Below are 24,633 nucleotides of genomic sequence, written 5' to 3'. Positions count from 1 at the left end.
AACAAATGCTTTCATTCAGAGAACCATGCGGAAAGACATTCTGAAAGGTACCGGTGAGGGGATGACGACAACGGAGAAAGAGATTGAACGCGCCCTGCGACCGCTCTCATTCGAAGACTTTACGGGGCAGGCCAAAGTGCTTGAAAACCTGAAAGTTTTCGTGCTAGCGGCTACGCAGCGCGGGGAGGCTCTCGACCACGTCCTGCTTCACGGCCCTCCGGGTTTGGGTAAAACCACCCTCTCGCACATCATCGCCAATGAGTTAAACGCGGGCATCAAGATGACGTCCGGCCCCGTGCTCGACAAGCCGAGCGATCTGGCCGGGTTGCTCACCAACCTGCAGGCGAATGACGTGCTTTTCATCGACGAGATTCACCGGCTTAACCCCGTGGTGGAAGAGTACCTGTATTCGGCGATGGAAGATTACAAAATTGACATCATGCTTGATTCGGGACCCAACGCCCGGACGGTGCAGATCAAACTCAATCCGTTTACCCTGATTGGAGCCACTACCCGGGCCGGTCTGCTGACCTCACCGTTGCGGGCCCGGTTTGGAATTAACGCCCGGCTGGAGTACTACGATGCCGCCCTGCTGACCTCGATTGTCAAGCGCTCATCGGCCATCCTGGCAACGCCCATTGAGGAAGACGGAGCTTACGAAATTGCCCGCCGGAGTCGCGGAACTCCGCGGATTGCCAACAACCTGCTGCGCCGAACCCGCGACTTTGCGCAGGTAAAAGGCAAAGGTATCATCACTGCCGAGATTGCCGAGATTGCCCTGCGGGCGCTCGATGTAGACCAGAACGGTCTGGACGAAATGGACAACCGGATTCTGATGACCATCATCGACAAGTTTAAGGGTGGACCAGTTGGTTTATCGACCATCGCTACCGCCTGCGGTGACGAAGCCGAAACCATTGAGGAAGTGTACGAGCCTTTTTTGATTCAGGAAGGGTACCTGAAGCGTACGTCGCGCGGCAGGGAAGCCACCGAAAAAGCTTACCGGCACCTGGGCGTTGTGCCCGTCTACCGGGATGGTGAGTTATTCTCCTAAAAACAAAAAAGGGAAGCCGGAACGGCTTCCCTTTTTTGTTACGCCATAATTTTACTTCGGTAGATGCAGTCAATAATTTCGGCAATAGAGCCATCGACTAGAAAGTAATAGATGTTCTTGCCGCTCCGACGAATTTCCAGAATTCCCTTATCGCGCATGTTGATCAGGTGGTGCGAGATCAGTGATTGCTCGGCATTGAGATTCTTGTAGATCGTTGATACGTTCAATTCCTTTTGCTCGTTCAGCATCTGAATAATTTTGATGCGCAGGGGATGGGCAACCGCTTTCAGCACGTAAGCAGCTCGTTCAATCTTTTTGTCTTCGTTGGTCAGCGTGTCGTTGGTCATGATTCCTTGTGCTTTTTAAAGATAATAGAGATGGTAAAGTGGTTGAAATTTAGTCATTTATCCATATTCTCCAAAAAAATATAGCGTGTAAAGTTGATATGTTAATTTATTTAAATCCAACGGTAAATTTCTACCATAACTTAAGACCTTTTTGGTTACATAGTTGCCCTGTTTCAGGTGTTACGTCGGCCTTTCCAGCCGATGAGGAATACCCCCAGCAGCACCAGCAACGTACCCAAAAGCTGAGACAAAGAAATAGTTTCGTTCAAAAAGGTGGTGGCCAATATAATGGTAAAAATAGGGCCAATGCTAGCCACAATGGATGTATTGCCTGATCCAATTCGTTTGATCCCCTCCGCCATTAGAAACGTTGGAATAACCGTCACCAAAATCGCCATCACCAGAGCCATCTGATACACCCGCGCCGGAAACCGGAACAAATCCAGGCCGTTTGCAGCCGCGCATTGCAAAACCGTCACCACCGTGGCCGCTATCATGGCGTAACAGGTATACCGTTGCGACCCGATCTGGGCAATCATGGTATCACTGCCGACGAGATAAACTGCATAAACCAATCCGCTCAGAACAACCCAGAACGCTCCCAAAAACACATCTTTCTGCTGCCCGGAACTGATGTTCGGAACAAACGCCAGCATAATGCCAGCGTAGGTAAGTCCTAAAGCCAGTACCTGCAACCGATTCACGTTTCGATGCAGGAAAACCGTACCGAGTAACAGCACAAAGGTTGGATAAACAAACAGGAGAATCCGCTCCAGGCTGGCTGTGATGTATACCAGTCCCAGGAAGTTCAGGTAGCTGGCAATGTAATATCCCGTAATGCCAAGCAGGCTCAGCTTCAACCAGTTTTGGGCGGATAGCCGCACCGGAGGAAGCCGGTAAGACAACCAAATGGCAATCCCGATATAAAACGGTAACGCGAAAACCATCCGGAGGGTTAGCAATGAAATCGCATCGATCGGGTATTGGTAGGTCAGCTTAATCAGAATACCTTTCAGGGCAAAACAAAACGCTGCCAGAAAAACCAGCAGCGCTCCAATCCAATACCGTATCCGGGTGGCTGTTAGTGGGGATGTACCCATTATTTTTGGCGGAAAAATAGCGTAATCGGCACCCCGTCAAAGCCGAAGTGCTCACGGAGTTTGTTTTCCAGGTACCGGCTGTACGGTTCTTTGATGTACTGCGGCAGGTTACAGAAAAACACGAACGTGGGCGACGGCGTCGGTAGTTGAATCATGTATTTGATTCGGATCATCTTGCCCTTCGTAGCCGGGGGCGGATACGCGTTGATCTCCGGCTGCATGGCGTCGTTTAGCTTCGAAGTCGGAATTTTCTTGCTCTTGTTTTCGTAGACCTCCATCACCTTCTCCATGACCTGAAAAATTCGTTGCTTTTCCAGAACGGAAGCAAAAACGATCGGCAGGTAGTCGATGGGCGCCATGCGCTGCACGATTTCTTTTTTCCACTGATCGGCGGTTTTGGAATCTTTTTCAATTGCATCCCACTTGTTGACCATCAGGACCACACCCTTCTTGGCCCGAACCGCCTGCCCGATGATGTTCATGTCCTGCGCTTCCAGGCCCCGGGTGGCATCCAGCATCACAAGCACCACATCCGACTCTTCCAGCGCCTTCAGCGAGCGCATAACCGAGTAGAATTCAATGTTGTCCTTCACTTTGGCCTTGCGCCGGATACCGGCAGTATCGGTTAGAATAAAGTCTTTACCGAATGCCTTATACCGGGTGTCGATGGAATCGCGCGTGGTACCGGCAATGTCGGTCACAATGCTACGCTCTTCACCGATGAGAACGTTCAAAAACGACGATTTCCCGACGTTCGGACGACCCAAAATGGCGATGCGGGGAATACCGGCGTTCGGATCTTCCACGCCCGGCGTTGGGAAATGCTTGACAACTTCATCCAGTAAATCGCCCGTTCCGGTGCCCGTCAGCGACGAGATCGGATAGGGATCACCCAGGCCCAGGGCGTAAAATTCACCAACGGAGTTCTGGCGCATCACCGTTTCCGATTTATTGGCGACAACAAAAACCGGCTTTTTCGACCGGCGAAGCACGTTTGCGAAGTCTTTGTCCAGATCGGTCAGGCCCGACATGGCATCCACCATGAACAGGACCACCGACGCTTCGTCGATGGCAATCTGAACCTGCTCGCGAATTGATTCTTCAAACACATCATCCGAGCCGACTACGTACCCACCGGTATCGATCACCGTAAAATACTTATCAGTCCAGTCGGCATAGCCGTAATGCCGGTCACGCGTAACGCCTGGCTGATTATCCATAATGGCCTGTCGCTGCTCCACCAGTCGGTTAAACAGCGTCGATTTCCCGACATTCGGGCGGCCAACAATTGCTACAATATTTGCCATAATTTAGTTAAATGAGGAAAGGAGGAAAAGGAAATGGGAAGAAGCAGCGCCGGGAGGAGAAGTTTAGCAACCTTTGCTTTCCTCCCGTTTCTGGTCTTCCCACGCTCTTTTTCCGGTTATTCTTCGTATCCAAACCGTTTCAGCGACCGTTCTTTGCTGCGCCAATCGGGTTCAACTTTTACGTACTGTTCAAGGAACACCTTCTTGCCAAAGAAGCGTTCCAGTTCCTCACGGGCCATAATACCCGTTTTTTTAATCATTTTACCCCCTTCGCCCAGCAGAATCGCCCGTTGCGTAGCCCGTTCAACGAGTATTTCCGACTGAACAACGATGATGTCGTCTTTCTCCTTAAAACCCGTAATAACGACTTCGCAACTGTACGGAACTTCTTTCTTGTAATTCAGAAAGATCTTCTCGCGGATAATCTCCGAGGCAAAAAAGCGCTCGGGCCGGTCGGTCAGCTCGTCTTTCGGGAAAAAAGGCGGGTGCACCGGCAGGCGGTCGATGATGGCTTCAAACAGGCGCTCCATATTCTGGGCGTTAAGTGCCGAGATAGGAATAATTGCTTCGGCCTTAAAGTTTTCCTGCCAGTATTGAATTTTCTCATCAATCTGTTCCGCGGTGGCCAGGTCAATTTTATTGATCAACAACAAAACCGGCGTTTGCGCTTTCTGGAGCCGTTCGATCACGTCATTTTCGTCGTGTTTCTCAAAAATGTCGGTCACGAACAGAATCACATCGGCATCTTCCAGCGAACCGCGCACAAAACTCATCATTGATTCGTGCAGGCGGTATTGCGGTTTAATAATGCCCGGGGTATCGGAATAAACCAACTGAAACTCCTGCCCGTTGTGTACGCCGTTGAGGATACCCATGATGCGGTGGCGGGTCGTCTGGGCTTTCGACGTGATAATGGAAAGCCGTTCGCCCACCAATTGGTTCATCAGGGTTGATTTACCGACGTTGGGTTTACCAACGATGCTGACAAAACCGGCTTTATGATCCGGGGCAACTGTTTCAATGGGAGTATTCATGGACTTGATAACCAACACCTACAGAAAAAAACTCCCCTCCGGACTAAAAAATTAGTGGGAGGGGGTTAAATTTTTTACAAAGATAATTGTTTTTTATGAAAAATGCTGTACCTTTGCATTCTCAAACATCGCGGGATGGAGCAGTTGGTAGCTCGTTGGGCTCATAACCCAAAGGTCGCTGGTTCGAGTCCAGCTCCCGCTACAAAGGACCCTTGCAGAAACTCTGCAAGGGTTTGCTTTTTTAAGAAGTTACCGGGAAGCGCAGCATACCGCCAATTAATTTATTTAGCGAACACTTCCAGATTTGGAAGCACCCCCCTCAGCGTCCTATCTTCACATTTTCCTTTTAGAATTGTCGGAAACACGTAAAGCGGCCTTTTTCGTAGCCCTAAACACCCGGAATGCGTATGATTTTGATTGTTGATGACAGGCCGGAAAATATCCTCCCTTTAAAGAAAATACTTGAGTTGCATAACTTTTTGGTCGATACGGCCGAATCGGGCGAAGAGGCCCTGAAGAAAGTTCTGAAAACCAACTACGCAGTTATTATTCTGGATGTACAGATGCCCGGCATGGACGGCTTCGAAGTGGCCAACGCCATCGCGGGCTTTAGCAAATCCAAGGACACGTCAATCATTTTTCTCTCAGCTGTCAATACCGAAAAGAAATTCATTACCCGGGGGTATACGTCGGGCGGGGTCGATTACCTGACTAAACCCGTTGATCCGGATATTCTGGTGCTGAAAGTTAAAACCTTGTACCGACTCTACCGGCAGCAGCAGGAGTTGCGGGAAGCCCAGCTATCCCTGCAAAAAGAGGTAGAAGTACGAAAGCAGGCGCAGGAGGAAATCGCCGGCCGGATGCAGGAACTCTGGCTGGTTTTGTCCTCACTGCCCCAGATAGCCTTCACGATTGCCCCCGACGGGCAGATTGAGTACGTCAACGAACATTGGTTTCGGTACTCGACCGACCCAACGGCGTTTCCTCAGTTCCACGCGGACGATGAAGTGTGCGACGAATGGCCGGTCTACTTAAATCGCGGCATCGAATTCACGCGGGAAGTTCGCTTGAAAGAACTCGAGACGGGAAACTACCGCTACCATCTACTGCGCATCTTACCCGTCAAACAGCAGGGCGTTCTGGTGCGGTGGGTCGGCACGTTTACGGATATTCATCCGCAAAAACAGGCGGCTGAGCTGCTGGAGCAGGAAGTGGAATTGCGAACTAAGGAACTGCTGATTAAAAACCTGGAACTGGAACGAAGCAACCACGAATTACAACAGTTTACCTGGGTGGTGTCCCACGATTTAAAAGAGCCGCTCCGGAAAATTCAGATCCTGAACGATCTGGTCAAGGAGCGTTTTCTGGCCGATGTCCCGGAAGCCGTTTCCTACCTCGACCGGTCCATTCATTCATCGGCCCGCATGTCCAGCCTGATCAACGATTTGCTGGCGTACTCCCAGTTGTCGACTCCGGCGGCCTTTCAATCAACGGATCTGAACGGGGTTGTCAAAGAAATTTTAGTGGATTTCGATGAACTGATCAAAAAAAGAAACGCCGTCATTACGGTGAGCCCGTTACCGACCATAGACGCTACGCCGGGTCGGATTCGGCAGGTTTTTCAGAACCTGATCAGCAATGCCCTGAAGTTTTCGAAAAAGGAGGTGCCGCCGGTGATTTCCATCACGTCGGAGCGTATTAAAGAGAAACAAATTGACAGTGAACCCGCCAGTGATGGCGATTTTTACCGGATCGTCGTGCGTGATAACGGAATTGGTTTCGATGAACGGTTTATAGATCGTATTTTTGTGATTTTTCAGCGGTTAACCAACCGAACCAGCTACGAAGGTACGGGTATTGGATTGGCCATTGCCAAGAAAAACATTGACAAACACAATGGGATTATTTCCGCCAGGAGCCAGGTTGAGGAAGGAAGTCAATTCATTCTGATTCTGCCGGTTCACCAGAGTAATGAAGCCGAATAAAACAACGCTACCTGCTATTTAAGCGCATTCATCATGCCGCAAACGATTTCCAACTCCGTCATACGACAACTGCAAATTGTCTTTTCGTTTTCTGTTTTATTGTTGCTGGTCAGCCTTATTGCGTCGTTTTACAGCACCCAAAAGCTGATCGACAATTCAAAGCTGGTTAATCATACCAATCAGACCTTAATCGAGGCAGAAAACATTATTTCCTATACCAAAGACGCTGAAACGGGCCAGCGCGGTTATTTGGTAACCCTCGATCCGCTTTTCCTGCAACCTTACAACGGCAGTTATGAGAAGGTGACGAACAGCTACAACCAGGTTCGCGAGTTAGTTGCTGACAATCCCGCGCAGCGAAAAAATCTGGAAAAGGTTAAGGTTTTATACGAGGCAAAGTTTGCTCAGATGCAGCAAATAATAACCCTAACAACACGGAGAAAGTCCTTCACCCGGGATACCATTGCCCGGCACGCAGAAATGACAAAGGGCCGACAGATCATGGATGATTTGCGAGCCACAATTAATCAGATTAAAACGGATGAGAATAATTTACTGAATGCCCGGCTTGGTCAACAGCAGATTTACATTACGTACACACCGTTCTTGCTGCTGGCGGCTGCCATCATCTCCATTGTCATTACCGGTAGTGCCTACATCCGGATCAAAAAAGATCTGGACGATCGAATTGCCAAACAGATTGAAGCCGAAGCGAAATACCGGGAAACGGCCCACCGGATTTCGGTTATGGAGGATATTACCTCCGACATTGCCGAAGGAAACTATAGCATTCGGAGCGAGGACGACCGAGATGATGAACTGGGCCGGATAGCCCGGGCGCTCAATACCATGGCCGAGTCGCTTGAAACTACCTTTACCGATTTAAATAATCGAAACTGGTTGCAAACCGGCACGGTGCAGGTCGGTGACGCCATGCGGGGCGAACGGGATTTAAAGAAACTGGCCGACAGCCTCATTGCAACGATTACCAGTTACCTGAATGCACCATTGGGTACGCTCTACATCATTGATACGGATTCGCGCTTCAAACTGGTAGGAAGCTATGCCGCAAACCACGCTCCGGAAACGGTGCTGATTGGTGAAGGATTGGCGGGCGAAGTGCTCAAAAGCAAAAAGCCGATTGTCCTTCACGATCTGCCCGCTGATTATATCCGTGTCAGTTCTTCACTGGGATCCGCCAAACCGACGGCGCTGGCGATTCTGCCGTTGGTGTACGCCCGCCAGTGCATTGGCGTAATCGAGATCGGCTTGCTTCGAAAACCCGAACCGCTGGAAATGGAATTTCTGGAAGCAAACCTGGAAGACATCGCCATTGGTGTTAACTCGGCGCTGGATTATGTAAAACTGCAAAACTATCTGGAGGAAACCCAGGCCCAGTCGGAGGAGTTGCAGGCCCAGCACAACGAGCTGGAAAACGTCAACGCTGAGCTGGAAGCCCAGTCGCTGAAGCTTCAGGCGTCCGAAGAAGAACTGCGCGTGCAGCAGGAAGAACTCCAGCAAACCAACACCGAGCTCGAAGAACGTAGCTTTTTACTGGAAGAGAAAAACAACGAAATCCAGCGTAAGGCCGAAGAATTGGAGCTCAGCACCCGGTACAAATCGGAGTTCCTGGCCAATATGTCCCACGAACTCCGGACCCCGCTCAATTCCATTCTGCTGCTCAGCCGCTTGCTGGCCGAAAACAACGACGAAAACCTGACGAGCGACCAGATCGATTACGCCAAGGTAATCCAGTCGTCCGGAAACGGGTTGCTCGGGCTGATCGACGAAATTTTGGACCTTTCCAAGATTGAAGCCGGTCAAATGAAACTGGAGTACATGGATGTTTCGCTGGCCGACATAACCGACGAACTCCAGGCGCTGTTTGCTCCGCTGGCCAAAGAAAAAGGCCTGGACTTTGCCGTCACCGTTGAAGAGAACGTACCCACGGTGATCGAAACCGATAAGATGCGCCTGGGCCAGATTCTGAAGAACCTGATTTCCAACGCGCTCAAATTTACGGCCCAGGGCAGCATTACCCTGACGGTTAAGCGAACTCCGCAGACCGACTCGACACTGAGCTTTATTGTAAAAGACACCGGAATCGGAATACCGCCGGAAAAACAGCAACTCATTTTCGAAGCCTTCCAACAGGCCGACGGCTCCACCAAACGCAAGTACGGCGGTACGGGTTTGGGCCTGTCCATCAGCCGCGAACTGGCGAAATTGCTCGGTGGTGAAATTGTACTCTCCAGCAAAGTAAACGTAGGCAGTGAGTTTACCGTCCATCTGCCCGTTAAAAATGAGCCGCAGGAGCAGCTCCCAGTTAAAGCCACCCAATACGTCAGCCGTAATGTTGAACCGAAACCCGAGAGCGAGCAGGAGGCTACGGGTAAATACATCAGTACAACTATTCCACAGAGTATTCCGGACGACCGCAGCAGCATTACCGAGCAGGACAAGGTGATTCTGATTGTTGAGGACGACACGAATTTTGCCAAAGCGTTGCTGGATTATTCCCGCAATAAGGGCTATAAGGGGGTGGTGGCCGTGCGGGGGGATGAAGGGCTGAAATTGGCCGGTATTTACAAACCAATTGGTATTTTACTGGATATTCAGTTGCCAATTATGAGCGGTTGGCAGGTGATGGATGCGTTGAAAGCCGATCCGCAAACCCGTCACATTCCGGTGCACATCATGTCGTCGCATAAGTTGAAAAACGAAAGCCTGATCAAAGGGGCGATTGACTTTGTGGATAAACCGGTGGCCTTTGAGCAAATGCAGGAGGTGTTCGAAAAGATTGAATACGTCCTGAACCGTACGAGCAAGAAAGTTTTAATCATCGAAGATAACCCGAAACACGCCAAAGCGCTGGCCTATTTTCTGGAAACATTCAACATCAATTCGGAGCTCAAGAGCAACATATCGGAGGGGGTTGATGCGCTGCAAAAAGAAGAGATTGACTGCGTGATTCTGGACATGGGAATTCCGGATGCAAAAGCGTACGAAACGCTGGAAGAAGCCAAGAAAAACCCCGGTTTGGAGAGCTTACCCATCATTATTTTTACCGGAAAAAGTCTTTCTTTGGCGGAAGAATTAAAAATCAAGAAATACGCCGATTCCATCATTGTAAAAACGGCTCATTCATACCAGCGGATGCTGGATGAAGTTTCCCTCTTCCTCCATTTAGTGGATGAAAACAAGAAGTCCGGAAAGATCAACGAAGATTACAAAAAGCTGGGTGCGCTGGGACAAGTGTTGGCCAATAAAACCGTACTGGTTGCCGATGATGACGTGCGCAATATCTTCTCGCTTTCAAAAGCGCTGGAGAATTATAAAATGAACGTTGTGACGGCATTGGATGGCAAAGAAGCCTATCAGAAGCTCCAGGAAAACCCGAATATCGATGTGGTTTTGCTGGATATGATGATGCCACAAATGGACGGGTATGAAACGGCTAGAAAAATCCGGGAAAATTACCAATGGAAGAATTTGCCCGTTATTGCCGTAACTGCAAAAGCCATGACCGGCGACCGCGAAAAATGCATTCAGGCTGGTGCTTCGGATTATATTACCAAGCCAGTTGATATTGATCAACTTATTTCCTTATTACGGGTTTGGCTTTATGAACGGTCCTGAAAAAAATCTGATAATAGCTCATTTACGTATATATTAAATACGGTTTCTATGCGCAAAAAACGAATCTTAATAATTGACGATGACTCACGGAATATTTTTGCCTTAAGTGCTACCTTACGGGCTAAATCCTTCGATTGTATTTCGTGTTCAAATGCGCAGGACGCCCTGGACTTATTGAAAACTGACGAAGTCGTGGATGCCGTTTTGATCGATATGATGATGCCCGAAATGGATGGGTACGAAGCGATTCCGAGGATTAAAAATATTGAGAAACGGGCCAGAATGCCCATTATTGCGGTGACGGCTCAGGCCATGGTCGGTGACCGGGAAAAGTGCCTGCAAGCCGGGGCAACAGATTATATTTCAAAGCCGGTCGATGTTGATCGGTTATTGCAAGTGTTATCGCAGGTTTGACAATTTATGATGCTTGAAGACGAGGAAGTGGATTTGGTGCTGAATGACCTGTTTGAAATCTACGGTTACGATTTTACGAATTATGCCCGGGCGTCGTTAAAACGGCGGATAAACCGGCTATTTACGCTGGATCGGTTTCCAAGTTTTGCCGAATTTCGGTACCGAATTAAAGCCGATGCGAATTACCTGAAGCACATGATCGAAGGGCTCACGGTAACGGTTACTGAAATGTTCCGCGACCCCTTATTTTATAAATCCTTGCGAACAGAAGTTGTCCCCACGCTTTCCGCCAAACCGTTCATTCGGATCTGGCACGCGGGGTGCTCAACGGGCGAGGAAGTATATTCGATGGCTATCTTGCTAAAAGAAGCCAATCTGCTCCATAAGTCGTTGCTGTATGCCACCGATTTAAACCCCGAAGCACTCGAAAAAGCTCGCAAAGGTATTTTTCCGCTGGCGCAGCTGAAGCTTTATTCCGAAAATTACATTGAGTCCGGGGGGAAACTGGATTTTTCATCCTACTACACCGCTCAGTATGGGCAGGCTAAGTTCGATGAAAAGCTAGCGGATAAAATGATTTTTTCGACGCATAATCTGGTTTCTGACCGGTCTTTTAATGAGTTCGATCTGGTTTTGTGCCGAAACGTTCTGATCTACTTCGATAAGGATTTGCAGGATAGAACGCTGAACTTGTTCGATGAAAGTATTGGTAAACTGGGTTATCTGGCCTTAGGGTCAAAAGAAACCCTGAATTTTTCAACAATTAAGCCGAAGTATAAACAACTGAATAAAGAAAAAATATGGCGGAAAATAAGCTGAAAATGCCTTGCAAAGCCGTCGTTATTGGCGGGTCTGCGGGCAGCATTGAAGTATTATTAAAATTACTTCCAGCTCTGCCTTCCGTTTTTTCATTCAGTGTTATTATCGTTGTACACCGGAAAAACTCGTCTGATTCGTCGCTGGCCAATCTGCTTTCTCTTAAAACGGCGGTCCCCATTCAGGAGGTGGAAGATAAAGACGCCGTTCTGCCGGGAAGCATGTACCTTGCTCCGGCGGATTATCACCTGCTGATCGAGAAACAGCAGGTTTTTTCGCTCGATAACTCCGAAAAAATCAACTACAGCCGCCCGTCGCTGGATGTTACCTTCGAGTCGGCTGCGGATGTGTACGGTCCGGCGCTGGTTGGTATTCTGCTGTCGGGAGCGAATGCCGATGGTACGGCGGGGTTGAATGCCGTCAAGAACGCCGGAGGTGTCATCGTGGCCCAAAAACCAGAAACTGCCATGTCTAGCTTTATGCCGCAGCAGGCCATTCTCAACGCCCCCGTTGATTTTATTCTGGACGTTGAGGAAATGATTGAATTTATCCGTTCACTGAATACAGCTTCGTAACGGCGCCGACGTTACTGCTCTTCCACATTCCCGGCACCCAATTCCTGAAACAGGGTAGTCCAGTACTGCGTCACGGCCGGATTATTCACTTTAACCGACGCATCTGGCGCAAACGGCAAAACCATTTCAATATCCGGACTGCCAATGGCGTAGCGTTTCAATTGCTCGGCGTCGGCTTTGGCCCACGTGTCAGCCTGGGCATTGTCCTTGGGTGGAGTCTTGTGAAAATCCCGTCGACCGGCGCTGTAAACGCTCTCCACCATGTCGCTGAGGTAATATACTTTTACGGCAGCCCCACTTTCGTTGGCTTTGGCAATGACCGGCAGACTGGCCCAGATGTCCGTTTCCCGGCGCGACGAGGAAGAATTTGGCGCAGCCAGCTGCTGCAACACACGCTGGCGGATGGCGGCTTTTTCGCGGCTCAGCGACACATCGAAACTGGTCTGGGCGGCTTCGCGGTCGGTGGCGTTGGCGCTGCTGACGTCTTCCATTTCGGAACGCGCCGTTACCGACAGCGCGCGGGCTTTCGACGTATTTTCGTGGATGAAATAAACATCCAGTTTATCCCCTTTATTCTTAATGTTCTGTTCAACGATTTCGTTAATGGCTCCCTGGTATTTCTGAGCAACAAAGGCCTGATTTGGATTGACACTAACCGATTTATCCAGAAAAATGAGCGTGTAGACAGGGCCCGCTTTTGGAGCACTGGCGTCGGTTTCTTTTCCGCTGTCGGAGGAACAGCCCGCCAGGGTGAGCAGGAAAAGGAAATTCAAAAATATCGTTTTCATAAAGGCTTGATAATCCTCAGATTCCGTTGCCAACCCGTCGAATTGTTGGCGTAACGGTTTTTGTAAAAACGTTGCTTGCCGTAAGTTGTTTTTGGTCACTGGTCTCAATTCGGAATAATTTGCACTTTCCGAGTCAATACTTATCCGAATCCTGGCTTTTCGGGGAGTATACGCAAAACCGGGTTTGGGAAAAATCAAATGTACAACAAACTCTGTATCTTGCTTAATCGGCTGATCAACAAACCTTCACTCACGATATGAATTCGATTTTTACGCGTCGATTGATCTTTTCGTTTCTTCTGTTGGCCTCTTCATCCCGTTTATTGGCTCAAATTACGGATGCCCCCGCCCGCAAGGAAGGCGACGGCCCCCACAAACGGCTCATCATCCGGGGAGTGACGCTCATCAACAGCACCGGCGCGCCCCCGGTCGGGCCGATTGACATTGTGGTGGAGAAAAACCGCATTGCCCAAATCCGGCAGGTTGGTTACCCCGGCGTTCCAATCGACGAAAAGCGACGACCGCAGGCCATGCCGGGCGACAAAGAACTGAACTGCGAAGGCATGTACCTGATGCCGGGGTTTGTGGATATGCACGGCCACATCGGCGGCAAAGCGCAGGGGACTCCCTCGGAGTATGTGTTTAAGCTCTGGCTGGGGCACGGCATCACAACTATTCGCGATCCATCGGCGGGCAACGGCCTGGATTGGGTGCTGCAACACCGGGCCAAAAGCGAGCGAAACGAGATCACGGCCCCGCGCATCAAAGCCTATACGGCTTTTGGCATGGGCGCCAAAGACCCCATTTCGACGCCCGAACAGGCCCGGGCCTGGGTGCGTGAAAATGCCAAAAAAGGCGCCGACGGCATCAAGTTTTTCGGGGCCGAACCGGATGTTTTCCGGGCGGCTCTGGACGAAAACAAAAAGCTGGGCCTGCGCTCGGCCTGCCACCACGCCCAGCTGGAAGTGGCCCGGATGAACGCGCTGGCAACGGCGAAGGCTGGTCTGACAACGATGGAACACTGGTATGGTCTGCCCGAAGCGTTGTTTGAAGACAAAACCATTCAGTCGTATCCCGCCGACTACAATTACAACAACGAGCAGAACCGTTTTGAAGAGGCTGGTAAGCTCTGGCAGCAGGCCGCTAAACCGGGTACCGAAAAATGGAACAAGGTGATGGACGAGCTGATCGCGCTGGACTTCACCATCGACCCAACGTTCAATATTTACGAAGCCAACCGCGAACTGATGCTGACCCGCCGGGCCGAGTGGCACGACGAGTACACGCTTCCGGCCCTCTGGCGGTTTTACGGTCCCAGCCGGATTTCGCACGGTTCGTACTGGCACAACTGGGGAACCGAACAGGAAGTAACCTGGAAGCGCAATTACCAGCTTTGGATGGCGTTTATCAACGAGTACAAAAACCGGGGAGGGCGCGTCACGACGGGTTCCGATTCGGGTTATATCTACCAATTGTACGGTTTTGCCTACATCCGCGAACTGGAGCTCCTGCGCGAAGCCGGTTTTCATCCGCTGGAGGTAATCCGGGCCGCTACGCTGAAAGGAGCCGAAGCCCTCGGTATGGCCGATCAGATTGGTTCGGTGGAAGTCGGGAAGTTGGCCGATTTTGTAATTACGGAGGAAAATCCGCTGGCAAACCTGAAGGTCCTGTACGGCACAGGCGCCATTCACCTGACCGAAAAAAATGAAGTGACGCGGATTGGTGGGGTAAAATACACCGTAAAAGACGGTATTGTCTACGATGCCAAGCAGCTGCTGGCCGATGTCCGCAAGATTGTCGCCGAAGCCAAGCAGAAGGAAAATTTCGAGATTACGCAGCCGGGTATGGCTCCTAAGCCCGCTAAAATGTCGACGGGAAACTGACTCCTCGCTAAAAACGGAAATTCCCGCTGCATGACGGTTTGCAGCGGGAATCCCGGTTAATTTGTGAAGGCGCGTAATTTCGATTTCAGCTTACGGCTTATTGCTGTCCACCACCAGCTTATTCTCCCGGTTCACAATCTCCCAGGCCGTGTAGAACACCAGCCGGGCTGATTTCTCCGCCAGTTTGAAATCAATCTTCTCGACATCATCGCCGGGGCGGTGGTAATCGGCGTGAAGACCGTTGAAGTAGAAGATAATGGGGATTTTGTGCTTGGCAAAGTTATAGTGGTCGGAACGGTAGTAAATCCGCTGCGGATCGCTGGGTTCGTTGTATTTGTAATCCAGGTCCATCATGGTGTACTTCCGGTTGGCTTCCTCGCTGATCTGGTGCAGTTCCGACGACAGCTTATCGGAGCCGATGACGTAAATGTAGTTGTCGGATTTTCCTTCGTGCAGGTCGTCCACGCGGCCCACCATGTCGATGTTCAGGTCGCAGACGGTATTGGTCAGCGGCAGCACCGGGTTCATGTCGGTGTAATATTCCGAACCCAGCAGGCCCTTTTCCTCGCCCGAAACCGTCAGGAACAGCATACTCCGGCGCGGTCCGTGCCCTTCGGCTTTGGCTTTGGCGAAAGCCTGCGCAATTTCAATGACCGAAACCGTACCGGAACCATCGTCGTTGGCCCCGTTGTTCACCTGACCGTCTGCGCTCACGCCAATGTGGTCGTAGTGTGCTGAAACGACTACGATTTCATCCTTTTTATCGGTTCCTTCCAGAAAGCCCAGTACGTTGCTACTTTCCAGAGTTTCGTCTTTTCGCTCGGCTTTCAGGCTGATTTTGCCCTTCAGAACGCCCGAGTTAGGCTTACCGGTTTTATTAATCTTCGCCGTTGCAGCCTGCAATTTGGCGGAGGTTGTGTTCAGCAGGTTGACGGCCATTTCCTGGGTAATTAGAAACGTTCCGACGGCCCCGATTTTTTCCATCGACGGCTGTAAGCTCATGCGGTTGAAACGACCCATCAGGGCCGTGCGCTGGGCAACCAGCCGGCGGTAGGCTTCCGGCGATTCGGCCGAAACAATAAATACCTGCTCGGCTCCCTTATCTTTGGCAATGAGGGCTTTCTTGCGCACGCTTTCTTCGTTGCTCCAGTCCGACGGTTTTGCCGAGTTGGAGATGACGTAATTTCCGTTGGCTTTTTTGGGTTCTCCTTCCAGAATCACCACGGCTTTCCCCTTAACATCCAGCTTGGCGTAGTCGTTGTATTGATCCGCGAAAATACCGTAGCCCGCAAAAACCGTTTCAACCGGGGTTTCCTGCATCACGGCAAATAAACCATTGACAATGAAATCTTTCGGATAATTGTAGGTTTTGCCACCGGCTTTGACGTAAAAATCACCCCAGGTCTTCTGATACAGTTTAAACGGCTGGAAGTAGCTCGTTTTGCCATCTTCACTTTTGACGATGGGTTGCAGTTTTTCATCGGCAAACTGTTTGGCAATGTAATCGGCGGCTTTTCGCTGACCGGCTGTACCGGTTTCACGGCCCTCCATATCGTCGGCGGCCAGCACGCGCAGGTGTTTTTCCAGGTCGGCAGCCTGAATGGTGTTGGCATAGTCGGTGGCGGTTTGTGCCATTGCCAACTGACTCAGCAGCAGAAAGCCGACGCTGTAACGCAAATACTTCATGAGAGTGTTGTGAAGAAAAACAAACTAAAAAAGCAGGGACCGACCCTGCTTGTGCAAATATAAAACGAAAATACGGGTAATTTATTGAAAGCCCACCTGGAATATTACCCCGCTCATAGTCAATAAATTAGCGGTGCGCTAATTCGGTTTTTTAGTCAGAATAAACGGCACCAGAACCAAACTCAGACTGCTCAGAATTAAGTTGATGCCAAAGCCGACAGCGTGCAGAAAAGTGGCCACGAGGGCTCCTTCGGCGGGCGAGAAACCGTACAGGACCAGCACCCGGCTAACGAAAAAATGATAGGTGCCGATACCACCCTGCGTCGGCACCGCCAGACCACCCAGCGAGCTGACGGCCAGAATCGTCAGGGCGGCCGAGGGCGGGAGTGCGTGTGTGCGGTCCAGCGACAACAGCAGCCAATGGGTGCTTAGCCAGAAAAAAAAATAAGTTAACACTGTTAGAAGTACAAACAAATATGGTTGAGGCAGGCGCCGAATGGCGCTAAAACCCGTCCAAAGGCCCTTAACAGTGTTAGTAAACCGCAGAGCCAGAGAATGTTGCTGAAGAGCTAATTTCAGTAACCATCGCCAGCTGAGCCAGCCCAACAGCCCAACGGCCACAATACCGCCAGCTACCTCCCAGCCGGAAACGTTAGGGACATTGAGAGCCAAGCCAGCCAGGTACGTTTGCATTCTGTTGAGTTCCACCAGCAGCGTAAGCAGCAGGACGGTCCCCAGCATCAGCAGATCAATCACCCGCTCGGCAACGACTGAGCCAATACCCTGCGAGAACGGTACGCCATCGGTCCGTTGAAGCGTTGCACAGCGGGTTAGCTCACCCGAGCCCGGCACCACTAGGCTGGCAATGACGCCTGCCAGCATGGCAACCGTGGCCCGAAAAACCGTCGGATGATGGCCCAGCGCCATCAACGGCTGCTGCCAGCGCTTCCCGCGAACCAGGTACGTAAGAACCGTAATCAGACCCACCAGCGCAATCCAGCCGTAATGAGCCCGCTGAAACTGCCGCCCGAGGTCGTCGAACGAAATATCTTTCAAGGCATAGGCCAGCAGGGCAACGGCCAGGCAGAAAGGAAGAATTCTACGGAGAAAGCGCATCATCGGTTCAGACTAATCGGCTGTAAGATAGCCAAACCGCGGAGAATTTATGGCATGTAATTTGACCCGCAAGGGATGGTCTGCTACCTTTGAGTAGCAAGCTTTCTGTCCAACTTTACCATACGCAAACGAAAAATGAAGTCACTTCGGATACTGGTGGTGGTGCCCTGCTACAACGAGCAGAGTTCGGTGGCGGCCGTGGTGGAGAACATCCGTCGGGTTAAAATCCGTACGGGGTTGCCGATTGATACGCTGGTCGTCAATGATTGCTCAACGGATAACACGCTGGCCGTCGTTCGGACGCTGGATTGTCTGCATCTGGATCTACCCGTAAACCTGGGCATCGGCGGCTGTATGCAGGCGGGTTACAAATACGCCTTTCGGAAAGGCTACGACATCGCCGTGCAGATTGACGGCGACGGCCAGCACCCCGCCGACGGTCTGCCGAAGCTCCTGGAGCCACTTTTTGAAGACCGGGCCGACGTGGTAATCGGTTCGCGCTTTCTGGAGCGCAAGGGCTTTCAGTCTTCGTTTGCACGGAGAATCGGAATTCGCTATTTTCGGTGGCTCAATCAGCTACTGATTGGCAAAACCGTGCACGACAGTACGTCGGGGTTCCGGGCGTTTAACCGGAAAACGCTGGAGATCGTCAACCGGTATTACCCCGACGAGTATCCCGAACCGGAAGCAATCGTGCAATTCGGGTTGCACAGGCTACGGCTGCTGGAAGTACCCATTGTGATGGAAGAACGGCAGGGCGGTACGTCGTCCATCACGTTTATTCGGTCGATTTATTACCTGTTCAAAGTAACGCTGGGGACCTTGTTTGTTTATGTGCGTTTACGAAAACAAAGCTTATAGCCATGCAATCCTTACCCATTACCATCCAGGTTTTCAGCCTGATCGGCACACTGATCTTCATGGGGTTCATCACCCGATTGATTGTGCGGGGAAAGCTACGGGAAGAATATTCCTTCGTCTGGATTGCTTGTGCAATCATTTTAATTGTCTTTTCAATCTGGCGCGACGGGCTGACGCAGATTTCCCTGTTTCTGGGCGTTTTCTATCCGCCCTCGCTCATCTTCCTGTTTGCCATTTTCGCCATCATCTGCTTTCTGGTGCACCTGTCGGTTGTCAACTCCCGGTTGCAGCATTCCATCAAGGAACTGACGCACGAAGTGGCCATTCTGAAAAAAGAAATGACGGATTTGCAGAACACCGGTAATTTGGTGCTGGAAAACGAAAAGCAATCGAACGTACCCGAATAAAAACAGTCACTTCTGCCCAACGCTCGCCAGCGATTTAAAACAGAACGCCCGATTATGTCAAAAAAGAAAAAAGTCCCGGTAACCCCACCATCCACCCTTCTCCGAACAACGGCCCAACCGTCAAAACCCGATGTCCTAACCGGCCGACCCGCTGTAGCAGTCGAACAACCGGCTGAGGTTACTCCACAGGGCTTTGAACTGATTCGGTTTGACAAGCGCCTAAAATGGTTTCTGGGGGTATGTTTCGGTCTGTTCGTGTTACTGACGCTGGCCAAGATTCACTATTCGTCCATTCCGTACTGGAACCAGGTCATTCCGGACGGGTCGGATCCAAAGCGGGGATTACTGTCGGGTAAACCGTTGCCGATCCGGATTGACGAGTGGGGGGTATCAACGCCTTTCATTCTGTCGCAGGTGCAAAATGATTTTCCGCTGGAAAACCCGGCCCTCGGTGGCGAGCGTCCGGCGCTGGTTGGTTATTATCCGGTCAAGCACCTGGTAAGCTTTTTTCGCCCGGACTACTGGGGCTTTTTCCTGCTCAGTCCCGAACAGGGCTATGCCTGGTGGTGGCAATTTAAAGTGATTGGTTCATTGGTAGCGTTGACGCTGCTGCTGATGTTGCTCACCCGCAATAACTTCTGGCTATCGATCTTTGGGGCGTTCTGGCTGGTTTTTTCCAGCGGGGTGGCCCGGTGGTCGTTTTACCTGCTTCCAAATTTGATGCCGGGTGCCCTGTTGCTGGTGGCTTCCATCTATCTTTTTTACGGCCGCTCCCTGAAAACGCTGCTGGTCAATGGTCTGCTGTTCGTCTGGGCGTTTGCCACGTTTGCGCTGGCGCTGTATCCGCCCTACCAGATTCCGCTGGGGTATTTACTGATTTTTTTGCTGGTGGGTTTTGTAGGACGGGAGTTTCACCGGGACTGGCTGTTTGATAAATTAACGCTTAAACTGCTGACGTTCGGGCTGGCGTTCGCGGCTTTGGGCGCTATTTTTTACGCGTATTACAGTGATGCCAAAGCCTCCATCGACGTGATGAGCCACACGGTTTACCCCGGCCAGCGGAGCGAAACGGGCGGAACAGGCTTTATCGCCAACTGGTTCTCCGAATACTACGGCTGGCTGGTCGACGACGTTCACTTTCCGAAAGAGTGGCTGAATATCTGCGAATTGTCGCACTTCATCACGTTTGCCCCGGTTATTTTCCTGTCGCTGGTTCTGCTGTTCGTCTACACGCGAAAGGCCGATCCGCTGCTGCTGGCGGTTTCGCTGTTTGTGCTCATTTTCTGGGCCTGGATCGAGGTGGGCTTCCCGGATTGGCTGGCCAAAATCACCCTGCTCAACATGAGCCCCACGCGCCGGGCGCAGGTTCCGTTTGGGGTGGGTAACGTGTTTCTGACGCTGCTGTATGTGGATTATGTTCGTAAACGTCCCATCAAGGTGAGCGGCACGGTTTCGGTGCTGGCCATCGCGGGCGTTATCGGGTTGATGATTTACGCGGCCATTCTGAACCTGAACGATTCCAACGGTTTTTTCAAGGCGCACCAAGTTTTCCTGCCCACGCTGTTTTTCACGGCCCTGGCGATTTCGTTGCTGCCTTTTGTCCGGTTTCCGTACCAAACGGCCGTTTTCGGTCTGGCGATTTTTCTGTTTGTGGTGCCGAACATGAAAGCCAACCCGCTTTCCAAAGGGTTGGCCCCGATCACCGATAACACGCTGTATAAAAACGTTCGGGAACTGAACGAGCAGGAACCCAAAGCCCGCTGGGTCGTTATTGGCAGTCAGTATATTACCTACATGGTAGCGGCTACGGGCGTCAATCAGTTGAGCGGGGTGAAAAACCTGCCGGATTTCAAAACCATGCGGGTGTTGGACCCCGCGGCCAAACGCGATTCTGCCTACAACCGGTACGCCCACACGATTTACTACACGTACATCGACGGCCGCGATACAACAATCATCAACAATACGTTCGAAGACGGTTATGCCGTGGGCGTTGATCCCTGCTCACCCAAACTTAAGCAATTGAACGTGAAGTATTTTGTCTTTGACCGTCAGCCGCAACCGGCCGAAACCCGCTGTCTGCGGCAGGTGAAAAAGCTGGGCAGTATCGAGATTTACCGGACCAATGACTGAGCCCCTTGCTCCGCTGAACACCTGGATTATCGTCGTTACGTACAACCACCAGAAGTACCTGGCGACCCTTTTTGGATCGCTGGCGCACCTGACGCACCCGAATTACCACGTTCTGGTCATTGACAACCGGTCTACCGATGGCACCCGCGAATTTTTACGGAGTCAGCCACTGCCGATCAAGGTGATCTACCAGCCGGAAAATACCGGCTTTTGCGAAGCCAATAACCTGGGGATGGCGCGGGCGTTTGCCGCGGGTGCCGACGTTTGCGTTTTGCTCAATCCGGATACGGAGGTGACGCCGGATTTTTTGGCGCAGCTGGAAATAAGTTACCAGTACCAGCTTCGGAAAGGCGTCAACGTCGGTTTACTGCAGCCCGTTATTCTGCACCAGCAACGGCGCGAGTGGCTTAATACGGCGGGCAACGCCATTCACTACCTTGGTTTTGGCTGGTGCAAAGACAACGGCTATCCCCGGCCCACGGGCAATCAGGACCGGGAAATCATCAGCGTGAGCGGGGCCTGTTTATACATTCCGAAGCCGTATTACCAGCGGGTGGGTGGGTTCAATCCAGTCTTCTTTGCCTACTCTGAAGACCAGGACTTGAGCTGGCGGGGTCTGCTTCGGGGGTATCGGCATTTCTGCTGTGGGTCGGCGGTGATTTATCACGATTACCATTTTTCCAAAAGTACCGCCAAGTGGTACCATGTGGAGAAAAACCGGTTGATGGTGGTGTTGCAGAACTACCAGCGGCAAACGCTGCTGCTTGTAGCGCCCGCCCTGTTTGCCGTCGAACTGCTGATTCTGGTGTATTCGATCGTTGGCGGCTTTTTCGGGGAGAAATTGAAAGGCTACGGCTTCCTGATCCGGCATCGTAAACGCATCCAGACCGTGCGCCGTCAGATTCAACGCCAGCGAACGGTTCCGGATAAGGTTTTTCTGCCGCAGTTTTCAAGCGAACTTGTTTTCTCCGAAATTCGCAATCCCCTGATTACCTGGCTTGTCAATCCAATCCTAAGAGCTTACTTTGCCTTGGCCCGCCGACTGCTCTAAGCCCTTATTTCCGGCGGAAAATGCACTCGTAGTTCATCGTAAATTCGCGTTTGCGGTCGAGCGGATCAAGCAGGAAGAACAACAACGCAAGCAGGAAATTGAGCGGATAAAAGACGACAACGGCAAACAGAAAACCAGCCTGCCCGAACGCATTCTTGAAGAGGGTTGGTAAGCTCCAGGCCAGAAAAAAACCGATCACCAGAAAACGCCCACCCTGCGGCCGGATTTCCACCACGTCAAAACCGTGATCGTCGGCGTAGGCTTGCAGCGCAAAACGCGTAAAGCGGTGGTAATCGTACGGCTGCTCGTGTTCCTGCCAGCTCTGGGGCACCGTCAGAAACAGCAATCCACCCGGTTTCAGGACCCGCGCCAGTTCCTGAATGACCTTCTCGGGATAGCGGACGTGCTCCAGAACCTGCGTGCATAGGACATAATCTACGTCAGCGTTTTCCAGCGGCAAATCATCCGCCGGGCAGATGTAGTCGATGCCCGCCGAATACCGGTGGTGGTCGGTGGTGCCGCACCAGTCCGTGCTTCGGTAGCGGGTATGCGCAAAGAACGGTTTGTACTGGCATTCGCCCGCGCCGACATCCAGCAACGTGGCCCCCGCCGGTACCAGGTTGGCGATCCGACGAACGTACCGGCGAATCGACCAGACGGCGTAATTCATAATGGGATTGAAAAAGACCAGCCGGACAATGGGATTCATGACTTCGCTAAAATTTTCTTGATCGTTGGGTAAATGGCGTGGTACAACGAGTGAAAATGGTTGTAAATAAACTGTTCAATCGTAAAATAAAGCCGGTATGACCAACTGGCGTACGTCTTGTACACCAGCTTATGCATTACGTAATAGTCGGGCGAAAAACGGGGCAGAAAGCCGTACCGGGCTTCGTAAAGCTCTTTCCGGATGGCTAGAAACAAATTCTGTCGATACCACCAGGCCACTTCCGCGTGCGGCATCAGTTGCCAGCGAATGCCATCCGTGAACACGTACCCGGCGGCTTCAAACTTTTCGGCCCAGTAGGCGGGCCACTGCTCGTTGATGTGCTGAAAACCGCCCTGCCGCGGCACGGCTGCGCTGAAAACCACCACATCCGATAGCCCCGTGAGCGTTTGCACAATCGTATCGGCCGAGGCCGGTTTCAGGTGTTCGACTACCTCCAGACAGGTGACCAGATCGTAGCGTTTGGCAGCCGTAAAGGGCTGATTCAAGTTGTATTCCAGAAACCGATCGGGCGGAATCAGCAGCCGGTTTTGGTCCTGTCCCCCCCCGTCGACACCCCGAAAATCGGTGATGCCCTGCCGCTGCCACTCAGCCAGCCAGGTGCCGCGTCCGCAGCCTATATCGATGACCGATTGAGGGTGGAAAAGCCGGATCAGAAAGCCGATGACAGTTTCGGCCGACCGCCGGGCGTTGGCTTCAATTTCGTTGTGATACGCTTCGTTGTAGTCGGACATAGAAGTGAAAGAGCTTAGTCATCAGATCGTTTTCCGGAAAACCGGATGAAACCGCAGCAACCATTTTTCGGGCAGACAGGCCACCGCCAACTGCTGCGCCAGCACAATCATCCGGCTGCGGAAATCGGGCCGGGTAGCCGGGTAGCGGGCAATTTCGTCCCGAATCTGAAAATATTCCAGGACTTTCTTTTTGATGCCTGTCTGCGTTGAGCTTTGCCCCGAAACCCGGTACGACAGCAGAATTTCCGGCACATTGGCCAGTTTTCGACCCTGCTTGATCAGTTTCAACTGCGTGTAATAATCATTATACCACGTATATTTTGTTTCGTAAAACGGAAAAGCCGACGGGTCGTTCCGGAAAAAAAAGGTGGGGTGCATGATCGAATTTTTCCAGTACAGGTTCCGCACAATCCGGCTGGATTCCGTATCGGGTTTCCAATCCCGGAAGACCCGGCCGGTGGGATCGATGTATTCAGCCCACGATCCGCAGAGAAATACGTCCGGGTGGGTTTCCAGAAAAGCCGTTTGCCGTTCCAGCCGGTGCGGTTTGGCCACGTCGTCGGCATCCATGATGGCAATAAACCGGCCTCTGGCGTGCTGCATCCCCATTTCTTTGGCCAGATCGCCTGCTTTGCCCAGCGGTTTGGCATTGGTCAGAAGCCGAATTCGGCTGTCGATGGCCAGGTACTTTTTGCAAATATGGCCGGATTGATCGGTTGAGCCATCGTTGATGATGATAAGCTCAAAGTCTGTCAATGTCTGTCCCAGCAGGCTTTCAATCGCTTCCGCCAGAAAGCGTTCGCCGTTGTGGACGGGCATGATGACAGAGATGGTTGGATGTACAGACATTTTTAGGACGCGCAAAAAGCCGGCTTTAATTTAATAATAACGGGATAAAACCAAATCGTAACCGGATTCATGAAACGGAACCAAACAGGTTTATTTATTATTTGTATTTTTGTAAGTAAATTCTAAA

Annotated in this window: 21 protein-coding genes and 1 tRNA gene; 12 read left to right on the top strand and 10 right to left on the bottom strand. The window is 51.4% G+C overall.

The genetic code is table 11. The annotated features are described in order from the left end of the window. Positions 1-25: 25 nt before the first annotated feature. The gene (gene ruvB, locus OQ371_RS07945) at positions 26-1,054 is read left to right on the top strand and encodes a Holliday junction branch migration DNA helicase RuvB (protein WP_265993254.1); all 1,029 of its coding nucleotides are present in this window, start codon (positions 26-28) and stop codon (positions 1,052-1,054) included. Positions 1,055-1,092: 38 nt separating this feature from the next. On the opposite strand, the gene OQ371_RS07940 is transcribed toward ruvB, so the two are convergent. The 4 genes from OQ371_RS07940 to era form a co-directional block, all read right to left on the bottom strand. Beyond that, the gene (locus tag OQ371_RS07940) at positions 1,093-1,401 is read right to left on the bottom strand and encodes an ArsR/SmtB family transcription factor (protein ID WP_265993253.1); all 309 of its coding nucleotides are present in this window, start codon (positions 1,399-1,401) and stop codon (positions 1,093-1,095) included. Positions 1,402-1,574: 173 nt separating this feature from the next. After that, a complete protein-coding gene (locus OQ371_RS07935) occupies positions 1,575-2,501 on the bottom strand; it encodes a DMT family transporter (protein ID WP_265993252.1) in 927 nt (308 codons plus the stop codon). After that, positions 2,501-3,808 (bottom strand): ribosome biogenesis GTPase Der, encoded by a 1,308-nt coding sequence (der, locus tag OQ371_RS07930; RefSeq protein WP_265993251.1) that lies wholly within the window; start codon positions 3,806-3,808, stop codon positions 2,501-2,503. The genes OQ371_RS07935 and der overlap by 1 nt, the downstream gene beginning before the upstream one ends. Before the next feature lie 116 nt (positions 3,809-3,924). Next, the gene (era, locus tag OQ371_RS07925; protein ID WP_265993250.1) at positions 3,925-4,842 is read right to left on the bottom strand and encodes a GTPase Era; all 918 of its coding nucleotides are present in this window, start codon (positions 4,840-4,842) and stop codon (positions 3,925-3,927) included. Between the two features lie 129 nt (positions 4,843-4,971). On the opposite strand from era, the gene OQ371_RS07920 reads away from it, so the two are divergent. The 6 genes from OQ371_RS07920 (at position 4,972) to OQ371_RS07895 (ending at position 12,271) form a co-directional block, all read left to right on the top strand. Continuing rightward, positions 4,972-5,044 (top strand) — tRNA-Met (locus OQ371_RS07920). Between the two features lie 205 nt (positions 5,045-5,249). Next, complete coding sequence (locus tag OQ371_RS07915) at positions 5,250-6,827, top strand: hybrid sensor histidine kinase/response regulator (protein ID WP_265993249.1); 1,578 nt, start codon at positions 5,250-5,252, stop codon at positions 6,825-6,827. Positions 6,828-6,860: 33 nt separating this feature from the next. Continuing rightward, positions 6,861-10,466: a response regulator gene (locus tag OQ371_RS07910; RefSeq protein WP_265993248.1), complete on the top strand. Its 3,606-nt coding sequence runs from the start codon at positions 6,861-6,863 to the stop codon at positions 10,464-10,466. A 48-nt stretch (positions 10,467-10,514) separates the two neighbouring features. Next, positions 10,515-10,880, top strand: a complete 366-nt coding sequence (locus OQ371_RS07905; protein ID WP_265993247.1) for a response regulator — start codon at positions 10,515-10,517, stop codon at positions 10,878-10,880. A 9-nt stretch (positions 10,881-10,889) separates the two neighbouring features. After that, positions 10,890-11,699 carry a CheR family methyltransferase gene (locus OQ371_RS07900; protein ID WP_265994281.1) on the top strand — a complete coding sequence of 270 codons (810 nt, stop codon included), beginning with the start codon at positions 10,890-10,892 and terminating at the stop codon, positions 11,697-11,699. Between the two features lie 2 nt (positions 11,700-11,701). Continuing rightward, the gene (locus OQ371_RS07895; protein ID WP_310586623.1) at positions 11,702-12,271 is read left to right on the top strand and encodes a chemotaxis protein CheB; all 570 of its coding nucleotides are present in this window, start codon (positions 11,702-11,704) and stop codon (positions 12,269-12,271) included. 11 nt (positions 12,272-12,282) lie between these two features. Here OQ371_RS07895 and OQ371_RS07890 read toward each other — a convergent pair whose 3' ends face one another. Beyond that, entirely contained in the window at positions 12,283-13,059 is a 777-nt protein-coding gene (locus OQ371_RS07890; protein WP_265993245.1) for a hypothetical protein, read from the bottom strand. A gap of 257 nt (positions 13,060-13,316) precedes the next feature. On the opposite strand from OQ371_RS07890, the gene OQ371_RS07885 reads away from it, so the two are divergent. Then, positions 13,317-14,942, top strand: coding sequence for an amidohydrolase family protein (locus tag OQ371_RS07885; RefSeq protein WP_265993244.1), 1,626 nt, complete (start codon positions 13,317-13,319; stop codon positions 14,940-14,942). A gap of 90 nt (positions 14,943-15,032) precedes the next feature. Here the strand turns inward: OQ371_RS07885 and OQ371_RS07880 are convergent, their stop codons facing one another. Beyond that, entirely contained in the window at positions 15,033-16,628 is a 1,596-nt protein-coding gene (locus OQ371_RS07880) for a M28 family peptidase (protein ID WP_265993243.1), read from the bottom strand. A gap of 138 nt (positions 16,629-16,766) precedes the next feature. Continuing rightward, complete coding sequence (locus tag OQ371_RS07875; protein ID WP_265993242.1) at positions 16,767-17,747, bottom strand: lysylphosphatidylglycerol synthase transmembrane domain-containing protein; 981 nt, start codon at positions 17,745-17,747, stop codon at positions 16,767-16,769. A gap of 132 nt (positions 17,748-17,879) precedes the next feature. Between OQ371_RS07875 and OQ371_RS07870 the strand changes: the two genes are divergently transcribed. The 4 genes from OQ371_RS07870 to OQ371_RS07855 are packed head-to-tail and all read left to right on the top strand — an operon-like array spanning position 17,880 to position 22,196. After that, on the top strand, positions 17,880-18,605 hold the full coding sequence (locus OQ371_RS07870) for a glycosyltransferase family 2 protein (protein ID WP_265993241.1): 726 nt from the start codon (positions 17,880-17,882) through the stop codon (positions 18,603-18,605). A 2-nt stretch (positions 18,606-18,607) separates the two neighbouring features. Further along, positions 18,608-19,012: a DUF2304 domain-containing protein gene (locus tag OQ371_RS07865; protein WP_265993240.1), complete on the top strand. Its 405-nt coding sequence runs from the start codon at positions 18,608-18,610 to the stop codon at positions 19,010-19,012. Between the two features lie 54 nt (positions 19,013-19,066). Beyond that, positions 19,067-21,145, top strand: coding sequence for a DUF7657 domain-containing protein (locus OQ371_RS07860; protein ID WP_265993239.1), 2,079 nt, complete (start codon positions 19,067-19,069; stop codon positions 21,143-21,145). Continuing rightward, positions 21,138-22,196, top strand: coding sequence for a glycosyltransferase family 2 protein (locus OQ371_RS07855; protein WP_265993238.1), 1,059 nt, complete (start codon positions 21,138-21,140; stop codon positions 22,194-22,196). The genes OQ371_RS07860 and OQ371_RS07855 overlap by 8 nt, the downstream gene beginning before the upstream one ends. 4 nt (positions 22,197-22,200) lie before the next feature. Here OQ371_RS07855 and OQ371_RS07850 read toward each other — a convergent pair whose 3' ends face one another. The 3 genes from OQ371_RS07850 to OQ371_RS07840 are packed head-to-tail and all read right to left on the bottom strand — an operon-like array spanning position 22,201 to position 24,506. Further along, a complete protein-coding gene (locus tag OQ371_RS07850) occupies positions 22,201-22,905 on the bottom strand; it encodes a class I SAM-dependent methyltransferase (protein ID WP_265993237.1) in 705 nt (234 codons plus the stop codon). Beyond that, positions 22,902-23,657 (bottom strand): methyltransferase domain-containing protein, encoded by a 756-nt coding sequence (locus OQ371_RS07845; protein ID WP_265993236.1) that lies wholly within the window; start codon positions 23,655-23,657, stop codon positions 22,902-22,904. Before OQ371_RS07845 ends, OQ371_RS07850 begins: the two co-directional genes overlap by 4 nt. Before the next feature lie 21 nt (positions 23,658-23,678). Beyond that, positions 23,679-24,506, bottom strand: a complete 828-nt coding sequence (locus OQ371_RS07840; protein WP_265993235.1) for a glycosyltransferase family 2 protein — start codon at positions 24,504-24,506, stop codon at positions 23,679-23,681. Positions 24,507-24,633: the final 127 nt, after the last annotated feature.

Origin of the sequence: Larkinella insperata (genome assembly GCF_026248825.1) — a bacterium.
Lineage (GTDB): Bacteria > Bacteroidota > Bacteroidia > Cytophagales > Spirosomataceae > Larkinella > Larkinella insperata.
Note: the sequence above shows the minus strand (reverse complement) of the source record. Positions and strands in the feature narration are given on the sequence as shown.

Coding starts and splice junctions, on each gene's coding strand:
- OQ371_RS07865 (WP_265993240.1), top strand. CDS start 18,608: ATGCAATCCTTACCCATTACCATCCAGGTTTTCAGCCTGATCGGCACA.
- OQ371_RS07935 (WP_265993252.1), bottom strand. CDS start 2,501: ATGGGTACATCCCCACTAACAGCCACCCGGATACGGTATTGGATTGGA.
- OQ371_RS07845 (WP_265993236.1), bottom strand. CDS start 23,657: ATGTCCGACTACAACGAAGCGTATCACAACGAAATTGAAGCCAACGCC.
- OQ371_RS07900 (WP_265994281.1), top strand. CDS start 10,890: ATGCTTGAAGACGAGGAAGTGGATTTGGTGCTGAATGACCTGTTTGAA.
- OQ371_RS07885 (WP_265993244.1), top strand. CDS start 13,317: ATGAATTCGATTTTTACGCGTCGATTGATCTTTTCGTTTCTTCTGTTG.
- OQ371_RS07910 (WP_265993248.1), top strand. CDS start 6,861: ATGCCGCAAACGATTTCCAACTCCGTCATACGACAACTGCAAATTGTC.
- OQ371_RS07880 (WP_265993243.1), bottom strand. CDS start 16,628: ATGAAGTATTTGCGTTACAGCGTCGGCTTTCTGCTGCTGAGTCAGTTG.
- OQ371_RS07875 (WP_265993242.1), bottom strand. CDS start 17,747: ATGATGCGCTTTCTCCGTAGAATTCTTCCTTTCTGCCTGGCCGTTGCC.
- OQ371_RS07850 (WP_265993237.1), bottom strand. CDS start 22,905: ATGAATCCCATTGTCCGGCTGGTCTTTTTCAATCCCATTATGAATTAC.
- OQ371_RS07895 (WP_310586623.1), top strand. CDS start 11,702: ATGCCTTGCAAAGCCGTCGTTATTGGCGGGTCTGCGGGCAGCATTGAA.
- der (WP_265993251.1), bottom strand. CDS start 3,808: ATGGCAAATATTGTAGCAATTGTTGGCCGCCCGAATGTCGGGAAATCG.
- OQ371_RS07860 (WP_265993239.1), top strand. CDS start 19,067: ATGTCAAAAAAGAAAAAAGTCCCGGTAACCCCACCATCCACCCTTCTC.
- ruvB (WP_265993254.1), top strand. CDS start 26: ATGCGGAAAGACATTCTGAAAGGTACCGGTGAGGGGATGACGACAACG.
- OQ371_RS07870 (WP_265993241.1), top strand. CDS start 17,880: ATGAAGTCACTTCGGATACTGGTGGTGGTGCCCTGCTACAACGAGCAG.
- OQ371_RS07905 (WP_265993247.1), top strand. CDS start 10,515: ATGCGCAAAAAACGAATCTTAATAATTGACGATGACTCACGGAATATT.
- OQ371_RS07940 (WP_265993253.1), bottom strand. CDS start 1,401: ATGACCAACGACACGCTGACCAACGAAGACAAAAAGATTGAACGAGCT.
- OQ371_RS07890 (WP_265993245.1), bottom strand. CDS start 13,059: ATGAAAACGATATTTTTGAATTTCCTTTTCCTGCTCACCCTGGCGGGC.
- OQ371_RS07855 (WP_265993238.1), top strand. CDS start 21,138: ATGACTGAGCCCCTTGCTCCGCTGAACACCTGGATTATCGTCGTTACG.
- era (WP_265993250.1), bottom strand. CDS start 4,842: ATGAATACTCCCATTGAAACAGTTGCCCCGGATCATAAAGCCGGTTTT.
- OQ371_RS07840 (WP_265993235.1), bottom strand. CDS start 24,506: ATGTCTGTACATCCAACCATCTCTGTCATCATGCCCGTCCACAACGGC.
- OQ371_RS07915 (WP_265993249.1), top strand. CDS start 5,250: ATGATTTTGATTGTTGATGACAGGCCGGAAAATATCCTCCCTTTAAAG.